Source organism: Mixta sp. BE291 (genome assembly GCF_031457955.1).
In the GTDB taxonomy this organism is placed as follows: domain Bacteria; phylum Pseudomonadota; class Gammaproteobacteria; order Enterobacterales; family Enterobacteriaceae; genus Mixta.
This window is the reverse complement of record NZ_JAVDXN010000003.1, coordinates 219,995-241,287: the sequence shown is the minus strand read 5'-3', so window position 1 is coordinate 241,287 and position 21,293 is coordinate 219,995. Positions and strand designations below refer to the sequence as shown.

The 21,293-nt window shown below is 54.2% G+C and carries 20 protein-coding genes; 15 read left to right on the top strand and 5 right to left on the bottom strand.

All coding sequences use genetic code 11. The annotated features are described in order from the left end of the window. The first annotated feature begins 4 nt into the window (after positions 1 to 4). The 5 genes from J2X14_RS08680 (at position 5) to J2X14_RS08660 (ending at position 4,476) form a co-directional block, all read left to right on the top strand. Positions 5 to 1,156 carry a hypothetical protein gene (locus J2X14_RS08680; protein ID WP_352410821.1) on the top strand — a complete coding sequence of 384 codons (1,152 nt, stop codon included), beginning with the start codon at positions 5 to 7 and terminating at the stop codon, positions 1,154 to 1,156. A gap of 291 nt (positions 1,157 to 1,447) precedes the next feature. Next, entirely contained in the window at positions 1,448 to 3,037 is a 1,590-nt protein-coding gene (prfC, locus tag J2X14_RS08675) for a peptide chain release factor 3 (RefSeq protein WP_352410820.1), read from the top strand. 296 nt (positions 3,038 to 3,333) lie between these two features. Next, positions 3,334 to 3,948 carry a molecular chaperone OsmY gene (gene osmY / locus J2X14_RS08670; protein ID WP_352410819.1) on the top strand — a complete coding sequence of 205 codons (615 nt, stop codon included), beginning with the start codon at positions 3,334 to 3,336 and terminating at the stop codon, positions 3,946 to 3,948. A 133-nt stretch (positions 3,949 to 4,081) separates the two neighbouring features. Continuing rightward, entirely contained in the window at positions 4,082 to 4,243 is a 162-nt protein-coding gene (locus J2X14_RS08665; RefSeq protein ID WP_003856556.1) for a DUF1328 domain-containing protein, read from the top strand. Positions 4,244 to 4,290: 47 nt separating this feature from the next. Beyond that, positions 4,291 to 4,476: a CsbD family protein gene (locus tag J2X14_RS08660; RefSeq protein ID WP_352410818.1), complete on the top strand. Its 186-nt coding sequence runs from the start codon at positions 4,291 to 4,293 to the stop codon at positions 4,474 to 4,476. On the opposite strand, the gene J2X14_RS08655 is transcribed toward J2X14_RS08660, so the two are convergent. Then, positions 4,473 to 4,610, bottom strand: a complete 138-nt coding sequence (locus J2X14_RS08655; RefSeq protein WP_352410817.1) for a hypothetical protein — start codon at positions 4,608 to 4,610, stop codon at positions 4,473 to 4,475. The two genes, J2X14_RS08660 and J2X14_RS08655, sit on opposite strands and share 4 nt — an antisense overlap. A 97-nt stretch (positions 4,611 to 4,707) precedes the next feature. On the opposite strand from J2X14_RS08655, the gene J2X14_RS08650 reads away from it, so the two are divergent. The 5 genes from J2X14_RS08650 (at position 4,708) to deoD (ending at position 10,280) form a co-directional block, all read left to right on the top strand. After that, positions 4,708 to 5,481 carry a TatD family hydrolase gene (locus J2X14_RS08650; RefSeq protein ID WP_352410816.1) on the top strand — a complete coding sequence of 258 codons (774 nt, stop codon included), beginning with the start codon at positions 4,708 to 4,710 and terminating at the stop codon, positions 5,479 to 5,481. A 406-nt stretch (positions 5,482 to 5,887) separates the two neighbouring features. Beyond that, complete coding sequence (deoC, locus tag J2X14_RS08645) at positions 5,888 to 6,667, top strand: deoxyribose-phosphate aldolase (RefSeq protein ID WP_352410815.1); 780 nt, start codon at positions 5,888 to 5,890, stop codon at positions 6,665 to 6,667. A gap of 109 nt (positions 6,668 to 6,776) precedes the next feature. Continuing rightward, entirely contained in the window at positions 6,777 to 8,099 is a 1,323-nt protein-coding gene (deoA, locus tag J2X14_RS08640; protein ID WP_352410814.1) for a thymidine phosphorylase, read from the top strand. Between the two features lie 172 nt (positions 8,100 to 8,271). Then, on the top strand, positions 8,272 to 9,495 hold the full coding sequence (gene deoB, locus J2X14_RS08635) for a phosphopentomutase (protein ID WP_352410813.1): 1,224 nt from the start codon (positions 8,272 to 8,274) through the stop codon (positions 9,493 to 9,495). A gap of 65 nt (positions 9,496 to 9,560) precedes the next feature. Then, positions 9,561 to 10,280 carry a purine-nucleoside phosphorylase gene (gene deoD, locus J2X14_RS08630; protein ID WP_352410812.1) on the top strand — a complete coding sequence of 240 codons (720 nt, stop codon included), beginning with the start codon at positions 9,561 to 9,563 and terminating at the stop codon, positions 10,278 to 10,280. A 75-nt stretch (positions 10,281 to 10,355) separates the two neighbouring features. Here deoD and J2X14_RS08625 read toward each other — a convergent pair whose 3' ends face one another. Next, positions 10,356 to 11,021, bottom strand: coding sequence for a YtjB family periplasmic protein (locus J2X14_RS08625; RefSeq protein ID WP_352410811.1), 666 nt, complete (start codon positions 11,019 to 11,021; stop codon positions 10,356 to 10,358). A gap of 180 nt (positions 11,022 to 11,201) precedes the next feature. Here J2X14_RS08625 and serB point away from each other — a divergent pair, with 180 nt between their 5' ends. The 4 genes from serB to J2X14_RS08605 all read left to right on the top strand — a co-directional run bounded on the left by serB (position 11,202) and on the right by J2X14_RS08605 (position 16,395). Further along, positions 11,202 to 12,179 carry a phosphoserine phosphatase gene (gene serB, locus J2X14_RS08620; RefSeq protein ID WP_352410810.1) on the top strand — a complete coding sequence of 326 codons (978 nt, stop codon included), beginning with the start codon at positions 11,202 to 11,204 and terminating at the stop codon, positions 12,177 to 12,179. A gap of 13 nt (positions 12,180 to 12,192) precedes the next feature. Continuing rightward, positions 12,193 to 13,575: a DNA repair protein RadA gene (gene radA / locus J2X14_RS08615; RefSeq protein ID WP_352410809.1), complete on the top strand. Its 1,383-nt coding sequence runs from the start codon at positions 12,193 to 12,195 to the stop codon at positions 13,573 to 13,575. A 64-nt stretch (positions 13,576 to 13,639) separates the two neighbouring features. Beyond that, positions 13,640 to 14,872, top strand: a complete 1,233-nt coding sequence (gene nadR, locus J2X14_RS08610) for a multifunctional transcriptional regulator/nicotinamide-nucleotide adenylyltransferase/ribosylnicotinamide kinase NadR (RefSeq protein ID WP_352410808.1) — start codon at positions 13,640 to 13,642, stop codon at positions 14,870 to 14,872. Positions 14,873 to 15,486: 614 nt separating this feature from the next. Next, on the top strand, positions 15,487 to 16,395 hold the full coding sequence (locus tag J2X14_RS08605) for a LysR family transcriptional regulator (RefSeq protein WP_352410807.1): 909 nt from the start codon (positions 15,487 to 15,489) through the stop codon (positions 16,393 to 16,395). 297 nt (positions 16,396 to 16,692) lie between these two features. On the opposite strand, the gene J2X14_RS08600 is transcribed toward J2X14_RS08605, so the two are convergent. Beyond that, positions 16,693 to 17,694, bottom strand: coding sequence for a zinc-binding alcohol dehydrogenase family protein (locus J2X14_RS08600; RefSeq protein ID WP_352410806.1), 1,002 nt, complete (start codon positions 17,692 to 17,694; stop codon positions 16,693 to 16,695). Between the two features lie 95 nt (positions 17,695 to 17,789). Between J2X14_RS08600 and J2X14_RS08595 the strand changes: the two genes are divergently transcribed. Then, positions 17,790 to 18,686 (top strand): LysR family transcriptional regulator, encoded by an 897-nt coding sequence (locus J2X14_RS08595; RefSeq protein ID WP_352410805.1) that lies wholly within the window; start codon positions 17,790 to 17,792, stop codon positions 18,684 to 18,686. Between the two features lie 32 nt (positions 18,687 to 18,718). Here the strand turns inward: J2X14_RS08595 and ettA are convergent, their stop codons facing one another. Both ettA and deoR read right to left on the bottom strand, forming a co-directional pair. Beyond that, a complete protein-coding gene (gene ettA, locus J2X14_RS08590; protein ID WP_352410804.1) occupies positions 18,719 to 20,386 on the bottom strand; it encodes an energy-dependent translational throttle protein EttA in 1,668 nt (555 codons plus the stop codon). Between the two features lie 135 nt (positions 20,387 to 20,521). Next, positions 20,522 to 21,286, bottom strand: a complete 765-nt coding sequence (gene deoR, locus J2X14_RS08585; RefSeq protein ID WP_352411079.1) for a DNA-binding transcriptional repressor DeoR — start codon at positions 21,284 to 21,286, stop codon at positions 20,522 to 20,524. Positions 21,287 to 21,293 lie beyond the last annotated feature (7 nt).

Below are 21,293 nucleotides of genomic sequence, written 5' to 3'. Positions count from 1 at the left end.
AGCTATGTTTCCTTCTTTTTTACTACGACTGCTGATGATTACAGCGGTGACCGGCAGCTACGCGGTCGCCGCCGAGCTGCCTGATATTAATGGCGCGACGCTGACGCCGCCCGTGGAGCAGTTCTCAACGATGCCTGACGCCCTGGTAACAGAGCACGCGCTGGCTGAACCACAGGCGTCGACGGCGCCTTCATCCGTTGCCAATGTTGCGGCGGCGGATGCTGAACCACAGGCATCGACGGCACCTGCATCAGATGCCAATGCGGCGGCGGCGGATGCTGAACCACAGGCACCGACGGCACCTGCGTCAGATGCCGATGCCGCGGCGGCGCAAGCTGCGCCCGCAGAGAGCGAAGAGGTCAGGCAGAACAAGGTCATCAGCGCGGCACTGCAGGCGATCCGTCAGCATCAGCTCACGCCGCTTTCCACCGATTGCCTGAGCATGAGTTTTGTTGATAACAGTGACGACCCGGAAATCGACCTGATTGAGGTGCGTGAAAACCGTAATAATCCTGCCTGCGGCGGCGACCCGGAAACCGCGCCGCACCTCTTTTTTCTGAAGGCAAATAAAGCGGACGGGACGTTACAAACCGATGCGGGCGTCGAACCCGATGATTTTTACCCGCTGGAAAACCCCGAGCAGCCTGCGGTTGCTGCGCTGACCGCAGAGGATTTTTCCGTGCAGGTCAATGGCGTCACCCTGACGCTGGGGCAGGTATGGAATGAGGATATTATGATGAGCCTGCCGCCGGAGCAGCTGCCGTCGCAGGCAGCGTCGCCAGACGCGGTGGCCTCAGATGCGGAAACGCCAGACGCGCAGGCCGCGTACCGTTATTTTCAGCATCGCTATGAGGCGTTAACGCTGGTGGCCAGCAATGAAAACTGGCAGCAAAAACAGCGCAGCCCGGACGACAACTACCTGAGTGAAATCACGCTGGTGAACCCGACGCTGGCGACGCAGCGCGGCGTACATGTCGGCATGACGATAGATGAGCTGGAGCGCAAATATGGTCCCGGCGAGGCGGATGAACGCAACGGTGAAAGCTGGCTTAACTGGCAGCTGGATGACAACCTGCTGACGGCGCGCATCAGCAATGGGCTGGTGACGCTGATTCAGCTCTCTAATTTGCAGGCCGACCGCGATGCGCTGCAATAAACCCAACGCTTTGCGTGCCGCTGCGGAAAACGCGCGATTTCGGCCTGCTTTTTTTATGTACTTAAGGTAAGCTATGCGGCCTCATTGCCTGACTTTTCAACATTGTTACACGGGGCTGGATCCAATGTAGACCACGATGTCTTTTTGCCGCGTTTCCGCAGCTTATATCGCATAAGTTTCCGGCGCGCTGCATGGTTCCGGTGCCGGGCCTGGCAATGTCGCAGGCCCCATGAATTAACGGCTGTGACGCCTGCCATAACGCCGCGTCACGGCATCAACAGAAGAACTCCGATGTCTAATACCACATTTTTGCAAGAAGTGTCGCGTCGTCGTACCTTCGCTATCATTTCGCACCCCGATGCCGGTAAGACCACCATTACCGAAAAAGTCCTGCTGTTCGGACAGGCGATCCAGACTGCCGGTACGGTAAAAGGCCGCGGCTCTAACCAGCACGCCAAGTCGGACTGGATGGAAATGGAGAAGCAGCGCGGGATCTCTATCACCACCTCGGTGATGCAGTTCCCTTATCGCGATAGCCTGGTCAACCTGCTGGATACCCCAGGGCACGAAGACTTCTCGGAAGATACCTATCGTACGCTGACCGCCGTTGACTGCTGTCTGATGGTGATCGACGCGGCGAAAGGTGTTGAGGATCGTACCCGTAAGCTGATGGAAGTGACGCGTCTGCGCGATACGCCGATCCTGACCTTTATGAACAAGCTGGACCGTGATATCCGCGATCCGATGGAGCTGCTGGATGAAGTCGAAAGCGAGCTGAAAATCGCCTGTGCGCCGATTACCTGGCCTATCGGCTGCGGTAAGCTGTTCAAGGGCGTTTATCATCTCTATAACGATGAAACCTACCTCTATCAGACCGGTAAAGGCCACACCATTCAGGACGTGCGCGTCATTAAAGGGCTGAACAACCCGGAGCTGGACAGCGCGGTCGGTGACGATCTCGCCGCACAGCTGCGTGATGAGCTGGAGCTGGTGCAGGGCGCCTCGCACGAGTTTGAACAGGAAGCCTTCCTGCAGGGCGAAATGACGCCGGTCTTCTTTGGAACCGCACTGGGTAACTTCGGCGTGGATCATATGCTGGATGGCCTGGTTTCCTGGGCACCCGCGCCGATGCCGCGTCAGAGCGATACGCGCCGCGTTGAAGCCAGCGAAGAGAAGTTCGCCGGTTTTGTGTTTAAGATTCAGGCCAACATGGACCCAAAACACCGCGACCGCGTGGCCTTTATGCGCGTTGTTTCCGGTAAGTATGAAAAGGGCATGAAGCTGCGTCAGGTGCGTACCGGTAAAGATGTGGTGATCTCCGATGCGCTGACCTTTATGGCGGGCGACCGTGCGCACGTTGAAGAAGCCTTCCCCGGCGACATCATCGGTCTGCATAACCACGGCACCATCCAGATTGGCGATACCTTTACCCAGGGCGAAAACATGAAGTTCACCGGTATCCCGAACTTCGCGCCGGAACTGTTCCGTCGTATTCGTCTGCGCGATCCGCTGAAGCAGAAGCAGCTGTTAAAAGGGCTGGTGCAGCTGTCAGAAGAGGGCGCGGTGCAGGTGTTCCGTCCGGTCTCCAATAACGATCTGATTGTCGGTGCCGTCGGCGTGCTGCAGTTTGATGTGGTGGTGGCGCGCCTGAAAAGCGAGTACAACGTAGAAGCGATTTACGAATCGGTTAACGTTTCCACCGCGCGCTGGGTTGAATGCGACGATGTGAAGAAGTTCGACGAGTTCCAGCGTAAGAATGAAATTAACCTGGCGTTAGACGGCGGCGATAACCTGACTTATATCGCACCGACCATGGTTAACCTGAACCTGACGCAGGAACGCTATCCTGACGTGGTGTTCCGCAAAACACGCGAGCACTAATCGCGCGTGTTTAACCATCGCGAAGGCCGCATGCGCCTTCGCGATGCGTTTTTGTAGTACCAGTACAAATTGTCATCTCCCCGCTACAGACTCCTCTTAAAAAAACCATAGAATCCGCCTTTTACCTGTTTTTTAACCAGAAAAACGAGACGAATGCCGATCCTTGTCTATGCTTAGTTTGTCGGATGCAAAAAGCGGCGGCGAAAGCCTCCTGACATCCATTTAAGCGGCACAGCGGTACGTTGTCGCTACGCTTACGGTGGTAAGTGGAATAACGCATAAGAAGGAAGATATCGATGAACAAGACTAAGATTACTAAGACTCTGATGGCTGTGATGGTGGGTTCTGCGCTGCTGAGCGGTTCTGCGTTGGCAGATGAATCCATGTCGCAAAAAACGCAGAATACAGCGGATAGCACAGAGTCCAAAATCGATAGCTCTATGAAAAAAGTCGATGGTTTTATGGATGACAGCGCCATCACCGCCAAAGCAAAAGCGGCTCTGGTGGATGACGAAGCAATTAAAAGTACGGATATCTCAGTAGAGACGCAGAAGGGCGTAGTAACCCTGAGCGGTTTCGTTTCTTCGCAGGATCAGGCTGAAAAAGCAGTGGCTCTGGTGAAGAAAGTTGAGGGCGTGAAATCCGTCAGCGATAAACTACACGTTAAAGACAGCGAAAACCAATCAGTTAGCGGTTATGCCGGCGATGCCGCTACCACCAGCGAAATCAAGGCTAAGCTATTAGCAGATGACATTGTACCGTCCCGTAATGTGAAAGTTGAAACCACCAACGGCGTGGTTCAGCTCTCTGGTACGGTAGAAAAAGAAGCACAGTCAGAACGTGCGGAAAGTATCGCTAAAGCTATTGAAGGTGTGAAAAGCGTTAAGAATGACCTGACGGTTAAACCTTAATGTTTTAGCGGCATGGTCAGCGCTGCTGGCTGTGCCGCAGTAAGTCCGTTAAAAAAAGAAAATTCATGGGGTTACTGTTCATGAATTCACTGAGATAAGCAGTTCGATTTTCACTATGGTAAAGGAGAGGCTTATGTTTCGTTGGGGTATTATCTTTCTGGTAATCGCACTGATTGCGGCGGCATTGGGTTTCGGTGGTCTGGCGGGTACAGCCGCATGGGCAGCTAAAATCGTCTTCGTAGTAGGTATCATTCTGTTCCTGGTCAGCCTGTTTACCGGTCGTCGCCGACCCTAGGTAACCAGCCAGAAAAACAGATTCAGTGAATTTAGCGGAGAGCAGTCATGAATAGCGACATCGTTGCAGGCAAATGGAAACAATGGAAAGGCCAGATGGCGCTAATGTGGGCGGAGTGGTTTGATAACGACGACGCCTGGATGTCAGGAAGCAATGACTGGCTCTCCGGTATTTTGCAGGAAGACTATGGCCGTGAGCAGCACGACGGCACCTGTAAAAAACGTGTACCTTAATCTGTTATAAGCTGGCCCGCTTTTGCTCCACAGCAACGTGCCAGCTTAGTGCTTTTTCTCTCTTTTTTCTGCACTGCTACATTTCTCTTTACTGCTTTTGCCATCTTTGCGGCAAAGGCGATGTCTACATTCATCTCTCATTCCCCTATGCAAGACAACCTCAATTAACTCCCGTGCAGCGACAAATAAAATAGCGCAAAATAGCGTTGAGTTTAATTAAGGAGCGCGGGCGTGAGATTTATTGATACCCACTGTCATTTTGATTTTCCTCCCTTTACCGGCGATGAGGCGCAGAGCGTGTCGCGCGCCGCGCAGGCCGGCGTAGAAAAAATTATCGTTCCGGCAGTGGATGCCACGCGCTTTGCCGCCGTGTTACAGCTGGCGCAACGCCATATGCCGCTGTATGCCGCGCTGGGGCTACATCCCATCGTTATTCATCAGCACAGCGAGGCGGCGCTGGAGCAGCTGGCGCAACGGCTGCATCAACGACCGGCAAAGCTGGTGGCGATCGGCGAGATCGGGCTGGATCTTTATATGGAGGATCCGCAATTCGATCGACAGCAATATTTTCTCGATGCGCAGCTGCGTCTGGCGCGGGAGTACGATCTGCCGGTGATCCTGCATTCACGACGCACCCATGACAAATTAGCGATGCATCTACGGCGTATCGAGGTGCCGCGGCGTGGCGTGGTGCATGGGTTTGCCGGCAGCCTGCAGCAGGCGCAGGCGTTTATCGCTGCCGGTTATGCTATCGGTGTGGGCGGCACCATTACCTATCCGCGCGCCAGCAAAACGCGTAACACCATTGCGCAGCTGCCGTTGGAGGCGCTGCTGCTGGAGACCGATGCGCCTGATATGCCGCTGAATGGCTTTCAGGGCCAGCCTAACCGGCCTGAACAGGTGGTAAAAGTGTGGCAGGCGCTGTGCGAGCTGCGTGCGGAAGCGCCAGAAGAGATTGCCGCAACGCTGGCCGCTAACAGCGAGCGGCTGTTCCGGCTGCAATAAAATCGCTGGCGCAAGCGACAGCTGGCGCTTGCATCAGGTCCTGCCCGTTAAGGTGAATAAAATCGCTGGCGCAAGCAACAATTTCAAGAACAGGTAACGCGTGAATGTGATAATTCTAACATTCGCTGTTCTGCGTTATGATAGCGTCTGAAAAGCGGATCCGGCTGCGGCTGAAGCGCTTTTAATGCGATAAGCGTCACATTAAATGTAAACCTGATGATGACGTTTCTTAATTAAATGTGAGCTTACGCACAACACAGAGCCTGCCGGTAGTGTTAAAATCGTAACATCAAAGCGAATCAGCATCGCTGGCAAGGTGAGATGGATCTCAACCCTCTTCAAGGAACCAAGACCTCGTGTTGAGCCTTCCCTGGCGGAAGCTCACTGAATCTTTCTGGAGAGCATTATGACTGATGTAACCGCTGCCGCGCTGCGTGCGCTCAAACTCATGGATTTAACCACGCTGAATGATGATGACACCGATGCAAAAGTGATTGCGCTGTGTCAGCAGGCGAAATCCCCGGCAGGCAACACCGCCGCCATCTGCATCTATCCCCGTTTTATTCCCATTGCCCGTAAAACGCTGCGCGAGCAGGGCACGCCCGATATTCGTATCGCTACCGTGACCAACTTCCCGCACGGCAATGACGATATTGATATCGCGCTGGCGGAAACCCGTGCGGCGATTGCCTACGGCGCAGACGAAGTGGATGTGGTGTTCCCTTACCGCACGCTGATGGCGGGCGACAGCGAAACCGGCTTTAAGCTGGTGAAAGCGTGCAAAGAAGCCTGTGCGGCGGCCAATGTTCTGCTGAAAGTAATCATTGAAACCGGCGAGCTGAAAGAGGAAGCGCTGATCCGTCAGGCTTCTGAAATCGCTATCGATGCCGGTGCCGATTTTATTAAAACCTCCACCGGTAAAGTGCCGGTCAACGCCACGCCGGAGGTTGCGAAGATCATGATGGAAGTGATCCGCGATAAAGGCGTGAAAGATCGCGTTGGCTTCAAGCCTGCGGGCGGCGTACGTACCGCGGAAGACGCGGCGCTCTATCTGCAGCTGACCGATGACATTCTGGGCAGCGACTGGGCGGATGCGCGTCATTTCCGTTTCGGCGCCTCCAGCCTGCTGGCAAGCCTGCTGAACGCGGCGGGCTATGACAGCGCGCGCAGCACCAGCAGCTACTGATTTTCCTTTCATCCTGGCGGACGCGTGTCGTCCGCTAAACATAATGCTTCCGCACCGTTGGATCGGGACACCAGGCCTGATTTATTGATCCGTTAAACAGGGGGTTGCCTTGTTTCTACCACAAGAAATAATTCGAAAAAAACGTGACGGCCACGCGCTGAGTGAAGAAGAGATCCGCTTCTTTATTAATGGCGTACGTGATAACAGCGTATCAGAAGGGCAGATCGCCGCGCTGGCGATGACCATTTTTTTCCATGATATGACGTTGCCGGAACGTGTGGCATTAACCATGGCAATGCGTGATTCCGGCGCGGTGCTGTCGTGGAAATCATTAAACTTAAACGGTCCGGTGGTGGATAAGCACTCTACCGGCGGCGTGGGCGATGTGACCTCGCTGATGCTGGGACCGATGGTTGCCGCCTGCGGCGGCTACGTGCCGATGATCTCCGGGCGTGGGCTGGGTCATACCGGCGGCACGCTGGATAAGCTGGAAGCGATCCCGGGTTTTGATATTTTCCCCAGCGATGCCCGTTTCCGCGAAATCATTAAACAAACCGGCGTCGCCATTATCGGCCAAACCAATTCGCTGGCCCCGGCGGATAAACGGTTTTACGCCACGCGCGACATTACCGCCACGGTTGACTCTATACCGCTGATTACCGCCTCGATCCTGGCGAAAAAGCTGGCCGAAGGGCTGGATGCGCTGGTAATGGATGTGAAAGTGGGATCCGGCGCGTTTATGCCGACGTTTGAACTGTCGGCGCAGCTGGCGCAGGCGATTGTTGGCGTGGCCAACGGCGCAGGCTGCAAAACTACTGCGCTGCTCACCGATATGAATCAGGTGCTGGCTTCCAGCGCCGGTAACGCGTTGGAAGTGCGTGAAGCGGTTCAGTTCCTGACCGGCAGCTATCGCAATCCGCGTCTGCTGGAAGTTACGCTGGCGCTGTGCAGCGAAATGTTAATTTCCGGCGGCCTGGCAGCAGATGACGCCTCGGCGCGTACACAATTGCAAAACGTGCTGGATAACGGCAGCGCTGCCGATGTCTTTGCACGCATGGTGGCGGCGCAGAAAGGCCCGACCGATTTTATTGAAAGAATGGACAGCTATCTGCCTGCGCCGATGCTGAGCAAGGCGGTGTATGCCGATGCGCCCGGCATCGTTAACGAGATGGATACGCGCGCCCTTGGCATGGCGGTAGTGACGTTAGGCGGCGGGCGTCGTCGCGCCAGCGACAGCATCGATTACAGCGTAGGCCTGAACGAAATGGTGCAGCTGGGCGACAATGTGGATGCGGAACGTCCGCTGGCGGTGATTCATGCCGCCAGCGAAGCGAGCTGGCAGGAAGCGGCGCAGGCGGTAAAAGCGGCGATCACGCTTGGCGACAGCAAACCGGCCGCCACACCGGTGATCTACCGCAGAATCAGCGCCTGATCGTCGCTGCGTTTGCCGTGTTGCAGAGCGACCAGCGCGCCCGAATCAATGCGCCGCTGGGATAAGCGAGCCTCGCCAACGCACCCGCGGCTTGAAGTATGCCAGGGATAGGCCCCATACTGTTCTGATCGCTTTTTTATTTTCTCATCGCGCGTAAGCGCAGGAGAGTGACATGAAACGTGCATTTATTATGGTGTTGGATTCCTTCGGAATCGGTGCCAGTAAAGACGCTGAAAAATATGGTGATAAAGGCTCAGACACACTGGGTCATATCGCGCAGGCCTGCTTCAACGGCGAAGCGGATAAAGGGCGTCAGGGGCCGCTGAACCTGCCAAACCTGACGGCATTGGGACTGGGCAAAGCGGCGGAAGCCTCTACCGGCACCTTCCCGCCGGGCCTGGATCCGCAGGCGGAAATTATCGGCGCTTATGCCTATGCGCAGGAGCTTTCTTCCGGTAAAGATACGCCGTCAGGCCACTGGGAGATCGCTGGCGTGCCGGTGCTGTTTGACTGGGGCTATTTCAGCGACACTGAAAACAGCTTCCCGCAGGAGCTGCTGGATACGCTGGTCGAGCGCGCCGGGCTGCCGGGCTATCTCGGCAACTGCCACTCGTCCGGGACGGTGATCCTCGATAAGCTGGGCGAAGAGCATATGAAAACCGGCAAGCCGATTTTCTATACCTCCGCCGACTCAGTGTTCCAGATCGCCTGTCACGAAGAGACTTTCGGCCTGCAGCGCCTGTATGACCTGTGTGAAATCGCCCGTGAAGAGCTGGATAAAGGCGATTACAACATTGGCCGCGTGATTGCGCGTCCGTTTGTTGGCGATAAAGCGGGGAATTTCGAACGTACCGGCAACCGTCACGATTTAGCTGTCGAGCCGCCGTCGCCAACCATCCTGAAAAAGCTGGTGGATGAAAAACAGGGCGAAGTGATTTCAGTGGGTAAAATCGCTGATATTTACGCGCACGTCGGCATCACCAAAAAGGTGAAAGCGACCGGCCTTGATGCGCTGTTCGATGCCACGGTTAAAGAGATGGCGCAGGCACCGGATAATTCGATTGTCTTCACCAACTTTGTCGATTTTGACTCCGCCTGGGGGCATCGTCGTGACGTGGCGGGCTACGCCGGTGGCCTCGAGCTGTTTGACCGCCGCCTGCCGGAGCTGATGGCGCTGGTGAAAGAGGGCGATATTCTGATCCTCACCGCCGATCATGGCTGCGATCCCAGCTGGCACGGCACCGATCATACCCGCGAACATATCCCGGTGATGATCTACGGGCCGGGCGTGAAACCGGGCTTCCTCGGCGCGCGCGAGACCTTTGCCGATATCGGGCAGACGGTAGCGGAATACTTTGGCCTTTCCGATATGGAATATGGCAAAAGCATGCTGTAATACGCGGCTTTCATTAACGCCAGCCGTTGGGCTGGCGTGTTCTATTTTTTCAAGGAATAACGACAATGGCTACGCCTCATATTAATGCTGAGATGGGTGATTTCGCGGACGTGGTGTTGATGCCGGGCGATCCGCTGCGTGCGAAACATATCGCGGAAACCTTTCTGGAAGATGCGGTAGAAGTGAACAACGTGCGCGGCATGCTGGGCTATACCGGCACCTATAAAGGCCGTCGCATTTCCGTGATGGGCCACGGCATGGGTATTCCCTCCTGCTCCATCTACGCGAAAGAGCTGATCACCGAATTTGGCGTGAAAAAAATCATTCGTGTGGGTTCCTGCGGCGCGGTACGTGCCGATGTGAAACTGCGTGACGTGGTCATCGGCATGGGCGCCTGTACCGATTCTAAAGTGAACCGTATGCGCTTTAAGGATCACGACTTTGCCGCCATCGCCGATTATGACATGGTGCGTAATGCGGCTGACGCGGCGAAAGCGCTGGGTATCGACGCGCGCGTCGGCAATATTTTCTCTGCTGACCTGTTCTATACGCCGGACCCGCAAATGTTCGACGTGATGGAAAAATATGGCATTCTTGGCGTGGAAATGGAAGCGGCGGGCATCTATGGCGTGGCGGCAGAATTTGGCGCGAAAGCGCTGGCTATCTGTACCGTTTCTGACCATATCCGTACCCATGAGCAGACCACGGCGGCAGAACGTCAAACCACGTTCAGCGACATGGTGAAAATCGCGCTGGAGTCGGTGCTGCTGGGCGACAACGCCTAACCGCCTTTACCGGGCGAGGCCGCCTCGTCCGGTTATTCTGTTCTGCCCGCTTTCCTGCTCCGTTCCCTTAAGGTCTCAGCTTTTTTTCGCTTCAGCTGATGCGTCGTCAGGCTCGTCGTCATCTTCTTTAACTGGCGTATTGGCGGTCAGCAGGAAAGGGGACTGTTGCCAGCGGGTGCGGCGATCGCGTAGCAGCGTTCGGGTAAGGATAATCCCGATAGCCAGCGCCAGCAGCATCATTAAACGCAGAATATTCGTGGTGTTATCCACCTGCTTGGCTTCGGTCACCAGCACATGGGTATCCAGCGTAACGCGTAAAAACCCCTGCGGACCATCGCTGTTTTCCAGCGGCTGCACCAGCTGATGATTAAAATAGCTGCCTGCGCGTTTGCCATCCAACGCCAGACGATCGCGCACGCTGATGCCTTCGCCGCTGCGTGCAACCAGCGACCCTTCGCTGTCGTAAACCGAGGCGTCAAGGATACGGCTGTTAGCGGTCATCTGTTGCAGAACGGCGGTGATTTGCGTGCGGTTATCGTCCTGGCGGTCCATCAGCGGCGTAAGGGTAAAAGCGACCTGACGCGTCAGCGTGCGCGCCAGCTCTTCAACCTGTTCGGAGCGAGCCATCTGATGGCCCAGACTGAACCATGACGCGCCCTGCATCAGCACCACCAGCAGCGTCAGACAGATCAGCACAATCACCGTGCGGTGCAGACGAAATTTGAGTCTGGATTTAGCCATGAGCAACCTTCAAACGTAATCAACAAACGGTTGTCTGTTTTTGCGACTTTATGTTGCCAGAAGCGCGGCTGACAGGGTAGCCTCTTGCGAGGTTTTCTCTACAGGCTGTGGCCCGGCACGGATGTCAAACAGAACGTCCTTTGATGGTAACAGCCGATCATCTTTCCGACAGGAGCTGTAATGCCTAATCGTTTGACCTGGTGCGACCTGCCTTCCGATGTTTCTCTCTGGCCAGGCTTGCCTCTTTCCCTCAGCGGTGATGAAGTCATGCCGCTGGATTACCGTGCCGGGCGCACCGGCTGGCTGCTGTACGGGCACCAGTTAAATAAAGATTCGCTGACGGCGTATCAGCATCAGTTGGGCGCGGCGATGGTGATCGTCAGCGCCTGGAGCGTGGATGATTATCAGGTGGTGCGCCTGGCGGGCTCGCTGACGCCGCGTGCGACGCGCCTGGCGCACGATCTGGGTCTGGATGTGGCGCCGCTGGGGAAAATCCCCTATCTGAAAGCGCCGGGCCTGCTGGTGATGGATATGGATTCCACCGCGATTCAGATTGAGTGTATTGATGAGATCGCACGCCTGGCGGGCTGCGGCGAGCAGGTGGCTGAAGTGACCGAGCGGGCGATGCGCGGCGAGCTGGATTTTACCGCCAGCCTGCGTCAGCGCGTCGCAACGTTGAAAGGCGCCGACGCCAATATTTTGAAACAGGTGCGCGATACGCTGCCGCTGATGCCGGGTTTAAGCACCCTGGTGCATAAGCTACAGGCGCTAGGCTGGCAGGTGGCTATCGCCTCCGGCGGCTTTACTTACTTTGCGGAATACCTGCGTGACCAGCTGCACCTGGCCGCGGTGGCCGCCAACGAGCTGGAAATCCGTGACGGTAAGTTTACCGGCGAAGTGATCGGCCCGGTGGTGGACGCGCGCTACAAGGCGGATATGCTGCTGAAGCTGGCGCAGCGTTTCGATATTCCTGCTGAACAAACGGTAGCGATTGGCGATGGCGCTAACGACCTGTTAATGATTAAGGCTTCCGGTTTAGGCATCGCTTACCATGCCAAGCCGAAAGTAAATGAAAAATCTGAAGTGACGATTCGGCATGCCGATCTGATGGGCGTATTTTGCATCCTCAGCGGCAGCCTGCATCACGAGACGCGATAATTGAGGAATTGAGTTGGCCAAAGCGGTAAAACGTGCCTTTGTCTGCAACGAATGTGGCGCAGACTATCCGCGTTGGCAGGGGCAATGCAGCGCCTGTCACGCCTGGAATACCATCACTGAAGTGCGTCTGGCGGCTTCACCGGCGGCGGCGCGCAATGAGCGCCTCTCCGGCTACTCCGGCACCGCCGGTGCCAGCCGCGTCCAGAAGCTATCGGAAATCAGTCTGGAAGCGTTGCCGCGCTTCTCAACCGGCTTTAAAGAGTTCGATCGCGTACTGGGCGGCGGCGTGGTTCCCGGCAGCGCCATTCTGATCGGCGGCAATCCCGGCGCCGGGAAGAGTACGCTGCTGCTGCAAACGCTCTGTAAGCTGTCCGTTGAAATGAAAACGCTCTATGTCACCGGCGAAGAATCGCTACAACAGGTGGCCATGCGCGCGCATCGTCTTGGTTTGCCCACCGAGAATCTGAATATGCTGTCGGAAACCAGCATCGAGCAGATCTGCATGATTGCCGAGCAGGAAGAGCCGAAGCTCATGGTGATCGACTCCATTCAGGTGATGCATATGGCGGATATTCAATCTTCGCCGGGCAGCGTATCGCAGGTGCGTGAAACCGCCGCTTATTTAACGCGCTTTGCCAAAATGCGCGGCGTGGCGATTGTCATGGTTGGCCATGTCACCAAAGATGGCTCGCTGGCCGGGCCGAAAGTGCTGGAGCACTGCATCGACTGTTCGGTGTTGTTGGACGGCGACGCCGATTCCCGTTTCCGCACGCTGCGCAGCCACAAAAACCGCTTTGGCGCGGTGAATGAGCTGGGCGTGTTTGCCATGACCGAGCAGGGAATGCGCGAAGTCAGCAACCCGTCGGCAATTTTCCTGTCGCGCGGCGATGAAGTTACCGCAGGCAGCTCGGTGATGGTGGTATGGGAAGGCACGCGCCCGCTGCTGGTGGAGATTCAGGCGCTGGTTGATCATTCGATGATGTCTAACCCGCGCCGCGTTGCGGTGGGGCTGGAGCAGAATCGCCTGGCGATCTTGCTGGCGGTGCTGCACCGTCATGGCGGCTTACAAATGGCGGATCAGGATGTGTTCGTTAACGTGGTAGGAGGGGTAAAAGTCACCGAAACCAGCGCCGATTTGGCGTTAATGCTGGCGATGGTCTCCAGCCTGCGCGACCGCCCGTTGCCCAACGACCTGGTGATTTTCGGCGAGGTTGGGCTGGCGGGAGAGATTCGTCCGGTGCCAAGCGGCCAGGAGCGTATTTCCGAAGCGGCCAAACATGGTTTTCAGCGCGCCATTGTACCGGCGGCTAACGCACCGAAAAAACCGTTGGCGAATATGAAAGTTTACCCGGTGAAAAAGCTGGCTGACGCGCTGGCGATTCTGGATGAGTTATAATTTTAACGCAGGTTAACCTGTCGTTGGGGTGGGCCAGTGCCCACCCCTTTTTGCAGGAGGCATTATGTCATCATTTGAATATCTGAAAACCGCCATTCGTCAGCAGGGACATACGCTGCAGCAGGTTGCGGACGCCAGCGGCATGACAAAAGGTTATTTGAGCCAGCTGCTCAATGCCAAAATTAAAAGCCCCAGCGCGCAAAAGCTGGAGGCGCTGCATCATTTTCTGAAGCTCGATTTCCCTCGTCGTGAGAAAACCATCGGCGTGGTATTCGGCAAGTTCTATCCTCTGCATACCGGCCATATTTATCTGATTCAGCGCGCCTGCAGCCAGGTGGATGAACTGCATATTATTATGGGCCATGATGAGCCGCGCGATCGCCAACTGTTTGAAAACAGTGCGATGTCACAGCAGCCCACCGTGAGCGATCGCCTGCGCTGGCTGCTGCAGACGTTTAAATATCAAAAAAATATTCGCATCCATGCTTTTAATGAAGAAGGCATGGAACCTTACCCGCACGGCTGGGATGTCTGGAGCCGCGGTATCACTGCCTTTATGGCGGAGAAGGGTATTGAGCCTGGCTGTGTCTACACCAGCGAAGAACTGGATGCGCCGCAGTATCGGGAGCATCTGGGCATTGAAACCATCGTTATCGATCCGCAGCGCTCCTTCATGAATATCAGCGGCGCGCAGATTCGCCAAAATCCCTTTCGCTACTGGGAATATATCCCTACCGAAGTGAAACCGTTTTTTGTGCGTACCGTCGCGGTACTGGGCGGCGAATCGAGCGGCAAATCAGTATTAGTTAATAAGCTGGCTAATATTTTCAACACCTCCAGCGCCTGGGAATATGGGCGGGACTATGTCTTTTCGCATCTCGGCGGAGATGAGATGGCACTGCAATATTCTGATTATGACAAAATCGCATTGGGTCAGGCACAATACATTGATTTTGCAGTGAAATATGCTAACAAAGTCGCCTTTATCGATACCGATTTCGTCACCACGCAGGCTTTTTGCAAAAAGTATGAGGGCCGTGAACATCCATTTGTGCAGGCGCTCATTGATGAGTACCGCTTCGACTTAGTGATTCTGCTGGAAAACAATGTGCCCTGGGTTGCTGACGGCCTGCGCAGCCTGGGGAGTTCTGTGGATCGACGTGAGTTTCAGACGTTATTAATAACCATGCTCAATGAAAACCAGATCAAATATGAGCATGTGACTGAAGACAGCTACGATCAACGGTTTCTGCGCTGCGTTGAGCTGGTAAGAAACATGTTGGAGAACGGAAAGTAAAGCAGGCTTACTGGCTGATAGGCATATGATGCTATCAGCCTTTTATTCGGAATGTTCTCATTGTGATTTAATCTACGCTCTTTCAGTCTAGTTGTTTAATAAGATTGCCTAACGTCTGGGTTTTTATTAACTGCGGTTAAAAGAAGCCTTGATTATCATGCTCCCTATAAACCCTTTATTTTTATTGTTTTAAATCATTTGCTTAGTAAATTAGTTTTTTTGGGATAGCCTCAGTGATTTTATTTATGATATTAACTAACATGAAACTTTCCCTGGCGCAGGCGATAAGGATTTATGCGGTTAACTTGAGACATAACTTATATATTGTCAGGGTTCCATTAACTATGGTTGCCTGTATATATTAATTTTCCTTTTTGCTTACATGAAACTGTAGTCAATATATTGTTAACTAAGCATTCGATTTCTCTGCTTTTTAAAAAAAATTATTTCGCTTGTTTTAATGGGAGTGGTTAATAACGTTATAATTTCATGTTTTTTCTGAAGTCCTTTTATGCGAGATGGCATCATGTACATTATCTTCAAGGCAGAATTAGCCTGCAATATTTTGTATTGTAGCGCAGAAATAACCAGGAAGAATCAAGGGAGTGTAAAATATGCATAAAGACATTAATCATTTGGTAAGAATGGATTTAAACCTGCTGCCCATCCTGGATACTTTGCTTAATGAAAAAAGTGTAAGTAAAACGGCGGATAAACTCAATGTGACCCCGCCCGCAATCAGTAAATCATTAAATAAAATCAGGGACACATTTCACGACCAGCTTTTGGTTCGCTCCGGTATGAGTCTGGAGTTAACGCCCTTAGCGGTGCGCCTTAAACCTCAGCTCAGAGAGCTGCTGGATAATATTCAGAACGTCCTGCACCAGAATATCGAGCTTAACGGCAAAGAGTTACCGCGTTCTTTTAACATCGTCACTAACGATATCCTGATGTCTAAGCTGAGCTATAAGCTGATGAAGAAAAGCATCCAGGAAAACACTAACCATATCTTTAATTTCAACTACGATAATGCCGCTTCCTGCGTGTTACGCAGTGAAGATATCGATCTCTATATCGGCGAGGACAAAAGCCTTAGCCCGGAGGTGAAAATACGTACGATCGGCTATAGCGAATGCGTGTTTATCGCCAATCAAGACCATCCGGTGTTTCAGATGGAAAAGTCCTTGAAAAATCTCAAAGAGTTTATTCTTATCGTGCCCAAGAACAAGCTCAAGGAAGAGATGGAAAGTCTTTACCGCGAGCGCGGCTATAAACGTAAAATTCATGGTGTCAGCGCGGGTTATCTACCTATTATTGAAAACATTATTCAGACGCATAGCCTGGGCATTGTCCCCATGTATGTTGTTGATGTTTTACAAAGAATGAATATTGAAGTGGAATTTTTTAAGCCAGATTTTGAGCTGCCTAAGGTGCGCGTTATCCAGGCCTGGCATCCACGTTATCATAATTGTTCTTCTCATAAATGGCTGCGTGATATCTCGAAAGAACTGCTGGATTTTTAAACTGAATTGTTAGAGTAAATTTTATAAGAAAATAAACATACAGAATGGCGCCTTTATTTTTAGCGAAAATTATCTACGTGCGTAACGTTAAGTGAAAATATTAGCGGTTATCTTTAACTAATATTCATTAAGCGATGGGTGAACAACCCTATTAAACTACTGGTCAGGGTAATATGAGCATAATGGATTGAAAACTAATAAGGTGAGGAAAAAAATTTACGGTGCTGCTTAAAAACAAACAATATTTAACAACAGGTAAACGCCCCGATTGCGGGGCGTTTTTATTCTGCTGGCTAATCAGTAAACAATCACAACTTTGCCGCGCATATGGCCTTCCAGCACGCGTGCATGCGCCTGGCTCAGCGTTTCTACACTCAGTCCGTTTAGCGTTTCGTTTAGCGTGCTGTGTATTTGGCCCGCGTCCAGTAGCCCGGCGACGTCGTTAAGGATCTCGCCCTGACGCGCCATATCTGGCGTTTGATACATGCTGCGCGTAAACATAAATTCCCAGTGCAGCGCGGCGCTTTTCAGTTTTAGCTGCTCCATATCCAGCGGATGAGCATTCTCAACGATGGTGCAGATTTGCCCCTGCGGCGCAATCAGCTTGCCGATGGTCTCCCAGTGGCCATCGGTATCGTTGAGACAGAAAATATAATCCACCTGTTTGATACCGTGCTGCTCCAGCTCTTCTGGCATATTTTTATAGTTAATCACGACATCCGCACCGCGATCTTTACACCACTGCACTGAATCAGGACGTGAGGCGGTCGCGATCACCCGTACTTTGCTGTGCAATTTGGTGAAAGGAATCGCCAGCGAGCCGACGCCGCCTGCGCCACCGATTATGAGCAGCGTTTGCTCTTCCGTCGCTTCCTGAATACGCAGACGTTCGAACAGACCTTCCCACGCGGTTAACGCCGTCAGCGGAATCGCTGCCGCCGCGCCCCAGTCAAGGCTGCGTGGTTTGCGGCCAACAATGCGCGCATCCACCAGCTGACAGGTGCTGTTGCTGCCCGGACGCGTGATATCGCCCGCGTAGTAAACTTCATCACCAGGAGCAAATTGCGTAACCTTACTTCCCGCTTCAATCACCACGGCACTGGCGTCCCAGCCCAGTATCCGCGGCTGTTGCAGGCCGCTTTTTTGTACGCCTTTATGTACTTTGGTATCCACCGGGTTAATCGACACGGCTTTCACTTCCACCAATAGATCGTATTCGCCAGGCGTCGGTTTCTCCGGCTGGATTTCAATAAACTGTTGCGGATTTTGTGGGTTAACGGCAATAGCACGCATATTCATCTGTTTCCTCCTCGGTTAGTGGAGTAAGTGTAGTGCGCTGAGCAGGCAGTGATAAGATGGACAATAACTCATACAGTGTTCGTCACAGGTGAACAATGGCCTTGAAACGTTTGCAGGATATGGCGCTGTTTGCGCTGGTTGCCGAAAGCGGCAGCTTTACCGCCGCCGCCCAGCGCGCCGGTCTGCCAAAATCAAGCGTAAGCCAGCGCATTAGCCAGCTGGAACAGGCGGTAGGTCTGCGTCTGCTTAATCGCACCACGCGTCAGCTCAATCTAACCTTTGCTGGCGAGCGTTATTTAATCCACTGTCAGGAGATGATGCAGGCCAGCGAGCGGGCGGATCTGGCGATTGAGCGGCTGCGCGACAAACCCGGCGGTCGCCTGCGCATCACCAGCCCTGCCGGTATCGGCGCGACGCTGCTGGCGCGCTGTAACGCCGAATTCCAGCTGCGTTATCCGGACGTCACGCTGGAGGTGTCGGTATCGGATGATATGCGCGATCTGGTGCAGGAGGGTTTTGATGTGGCGCTGCGCACCGGCAAGCCGCAGGATTCGTCACTCATCGGCCGACGCGTTGGCCTGTGTCAGCGCTTGCTGGTGGCCTCTGCAAGCTATCTGGCGCAGAATCCTGCCATTACCCATCCGCAGCAGCTGGCAACCCATCGCTGCATCGCCCATCGCGCCTGGAAAGAGTGGCTGCTGCGCCGGGGAGAGGAATATCATCGCTGGCTGCTGCCTTCGGTACACTTAACGGATAATCTGCTGTATGCGCGCGAATGCGCCTTAAGCGATGCCGGTATTACGCTGCTGCCGCGTTTTTTAACCGAAGCGCCGATGGCAAAGGGCGAGCTGGTACAGGTTTTGCCGGAGTGGGAAGCGGAAGGGAATGAGCTGTGGCTGGTCTATCCAGGACGCAAACTCAATTCGCCTGCGCTGGCGCGCTTTATCGATTTTGCCCAGCACAGCGCGGTATTTCGTGCGTTTTATCGCTGATAAAAAAAGCGGCCCGGAGGCCGCTTTCAGGGTTACTTCGCCATACGCTTGTATTTGATGCGTTTCGGCTCCAGCGCTTCCGCGCCGAGGGTACGCTTCTTGTACTCTTCGTATTCGGTAAAGTTACCTTCAAAGAACTCCACCTTGCCTTCACCCTGATAATCAAGGATGTGGGTGGCGATACGGTCAAGGAACCAACGGTCATGCGAGATCACCATCGCGCAGCCAGGGAACTCCAGCAGGGCGTTTTCCAGCGCGCGCAGGGTTTCGATATCCAGGTCGTTGGTGGGTTCATCGAGCAGCAGCATGTTGCCGCCAACCTGCAACAGCTTCGCCAGATGCAGACGGCCGCGCTCACCACCGGAAAGTTCGCCAACGCGTTTGCCCTGATCGACGCCTTTAAAGTTAAAGCGGCCTACGTAGGCGCGGCTTGGCATTTCGGTGTTGCCGATCTTCATGATATCCAGCCCGCCGGATACTTCTTCCCAGACGGTTTTTGAATTATCCATGCTGTCACGGAACTGATCGACGGAGGCCAGTTTCACCGTATCGCCGAGCGTGATGCTGCCGCTATCCGGCTGCTCCTGGCCGGACATCATCCGGAACAGCGTGGATTTACCCGCGCCGTTCGGACCGATAATCCCGACAATCGCGCCCTTCGGCACCGAGAAGGAGAGATCGTCAATCAGCAGACGATCGCCGTACGATTTACGCAGACTGTTAACTTCCACCACTTTATCGCCCAGGCGCGGACCCGGTGGAATAAAGAGTTCGTTGGTTTCGTTACGTTTCTGATATTCGGTGCTGTTCAGCTCTTCAAAGCGTGCCAGACGCGCCTTGCCTTTCGACTGACGGCCTTTCGCGCCCTGACGCACCCACTCCAGCTCTTTCTCAATGGATTTACGGCGCGCCGCTTCCTGAGAGGCTTCCTGCGCCAGACGCTGATCTTTCTGCTCCAGCCAGGAAGAGTAGTTGCCTTCCCACGGGATGCCTTCGCCACGGTCCAGCTCCAGAATCCAACCCGCTACGTTATCAAGGAAGTAACGGTCGTGGGTAATCGCCACCACGGTGCCTTCGAAATCGTGCAGGAAGCGTTCCAGCCAGGCGACAGATTCGGCATCCAGGTGGTTGGTTGGTTCGTCGAGCAGCAGCATGTCTGGTTTTTCCAGCAGCAGACGGCACAGCGCGACGCGGCGGCGTTCACCACCGGAAAGCGTAGCGACTTTTGCTTCCCAGTCCGGCAGACGCAGCGCATCAGCGGCGCGCTCCAGCTGCACGTTCAGGTTGTGACCATCATGCGCCTGGATGATCTCTTCCAGCTTGCCCTGTTCCGCAGCCAGCTTGTCGAAATCGGCTTCCGGCTCGGCATAGAGCGCGTAAACTTCATCCAGACGCTTCAGCGCGCCAACCACTTCAGCGACCGCTTCTTCTACCGATTCACGTACGGTATGTTCCGGGTTAAGCTGCGGCTCCTGCGGCAGGTAGCCGATTTTGATGCCAGGCTGCGGACGCGCCTCGCCTTCGATATCTTTATCGATGCCCGCCATGATGCGCAGCAGCGTAGATTTACCCGCGCCGTTTAAACCCAGCACGCCGATTTTTGCGCCCGGGAAAAAGCTCAGGGAGATGTTCTTAAGAATGTGACGCTTCGGCGGAACAACTTTTCCGACGCGATGCATACTGTAGACGAATTGAGCCACGTGAAATGAGCCTCTTATGGTCTGTGTGGTAATCGGGACAGGTTGCCCGCTCAGAACTGCAAGTTTAGCGGTTTTCCCTGCTTAATCACAGCCATCATCCAGGCCAATATAAGCCTGGCGGACGGCAAACATTTTTCAGGGCAGCAGCAGCGTCACGTCCTGTTGCGCTAAGTGCTGAGCCAGCGGCTCCGGTGGCCGGCTGTCGCTTACCAGCAGATCAAAGCGTTCCAGTTCACCAATGCGGGCGGGCAGGACTTTATTAAACTTGCTGCTGTCAGCCAGCAGGACTTTGCGTTGCGCCCGCGCCATAGCGCGCTGCTTCATCGGCAGTTCATTGAAGTTATAGCAGGTAGCGCCCTGGTTTACGTCGATGCCAGCGGCGGAAATAAAGGCCAGCCCAGGGCAAATCTCATCCAGAAGAGAGAGGCTGCCGTGCGGGGAAAATACAGCGTTATCAGGATGAAACTCACCGCCGCTGAGAATAACGCGACAGGCGCTTTTTTCTTTCAGCGCCAGAAACGTATTGATGGCGCAGCAGACGGCGGTAAAGGGCAGGTTCTCATCAATTGCGTCGATCACCCACGGCATGGTGGTACCGCAGTCAAAAAATACCGTATCGTTCGGGGCAATCAGGCCTGCGGCCAACTGCGCCAGCTGGCGTTTTTTATTGACGTTATGCGACTGCTGATCCGAAACAAAATAGTGTCCGTGCGCGCTTTTGGGATCGTTGACGATATAGCCGCCGAGTAAAACCAGGCTGGAGGGCTGTTCGTTAAGATCGCGACGAATGGTCATTTCTGACACGCTCAACAGCCGCGCCGCCTCTTTCAGATGAATTTTATCGATGCGCTTGATCGCCTGCGCCAGTTTATTAATCCGCTCGTCGCGCCGGGTTTCCATCATCGCG

Coding starts and splice junctions, on each gene's coding strand:
- J2X14_RS08680 (WP_352410821.1), top strand. CDS start 5: ATGTTTCCTTCTTTTTTACTACGACTGCTGATGATTACAGCGGTGACC.
- prfC (WP_352410820.1), top strand. CDS start 1,448: ATGTCTAATACCACATTTTTGCAAGAAGTGTCGCGTCGTCGTACCTTC.
- osmY (WP_352410819.1), top strand. CDS start 3,334: ATGAACAAGACTAAGATTACTAAGACTCTGATGGCTGTGATGGTGGGT.
- J2X14_RS08665 (WP_003856556.1), top strand. CDS start 4,082: ATGTTTCGTTGGGGTATTATCTTTCTGGTAATCGCACTGATTGCGGCG.
- J2X14_RS08660 (WP_352410818.1), top strand. CDS start 4,291: ATGAATAGCGACATCGTTGCAGGCAAATGGAAACAATGGAAAGGCCAG.
- J2X14_RS08655 (WP_352410817.1), bottom strand. CDS start 4,610: ATGAATGTAGACATCGCCTTTGCCGCAAAGATGGCAAAAGCAGTAAAG.
- deoC (WP_352410815.1), top strand. CDS start 5,888: ATGACTGATGTAACCGCTGCCGCGCTGCGTGCGCTCAAACTCATGGAT.
- deoB (WP_352410813.1), top strand. CDS start 8,272: ATGAAACGTGCATTTATTATGGTGTTGGATTCCTTCGGAATCGGTGCC.
- deoD (WP_352410812.1), top strand. CDS start 9,561: ATGGCTACGCCTCATATTAATGCTGAGATGGGTGATTTCGCGGACGTG.
- J2X14_RS08625 (WP_352410811.1), bottom strand. CDS start 11,021: ATGGCTAAATCCAGACTCAAATTTCGTCTGCACCGCACGGTGATTGTG.
- serB (WP_352410810.1), top strand. CDS start 11,202: ATGCCTAATCGTTTGACCTGGTGCGACCTGCCTTCCGATGTTTCTCTC.
- nadR (WP_352410808.1), top strand. CDS start 13,640: ATGTCATCATTTGAATATCTGAAAACCGCCATTCGTCAGCAGGGACAT.
- J2X14_RS08605 (WP_352410807.1), top strand. CDS start 15,487: ATGCATAAAGACATTAATCATTTGGTAAGAATGGATTTAAACCTGCTG.
- J2X14_RS08600 (WP_352410806.1), bottom strand. CDS start 17,694: ATGAATATGCGTGCTATTGCCGTTAACCCACAAAATCCGCAACAGTTT.
- J2X14_RS08595 (WP_352410805.1), top strand. CDS start 17,790: ATGGCCTTGAAACGTTTGCAGGATATGGCGCTGTTTGCGCTGGTTGCC.
- deoR (WP_352411079.1), bottom strand. CDS start 21,286: ATGGAAACCCGGCGCGACGAGCGGATTAATAAACTGGCGCAGGCGATC.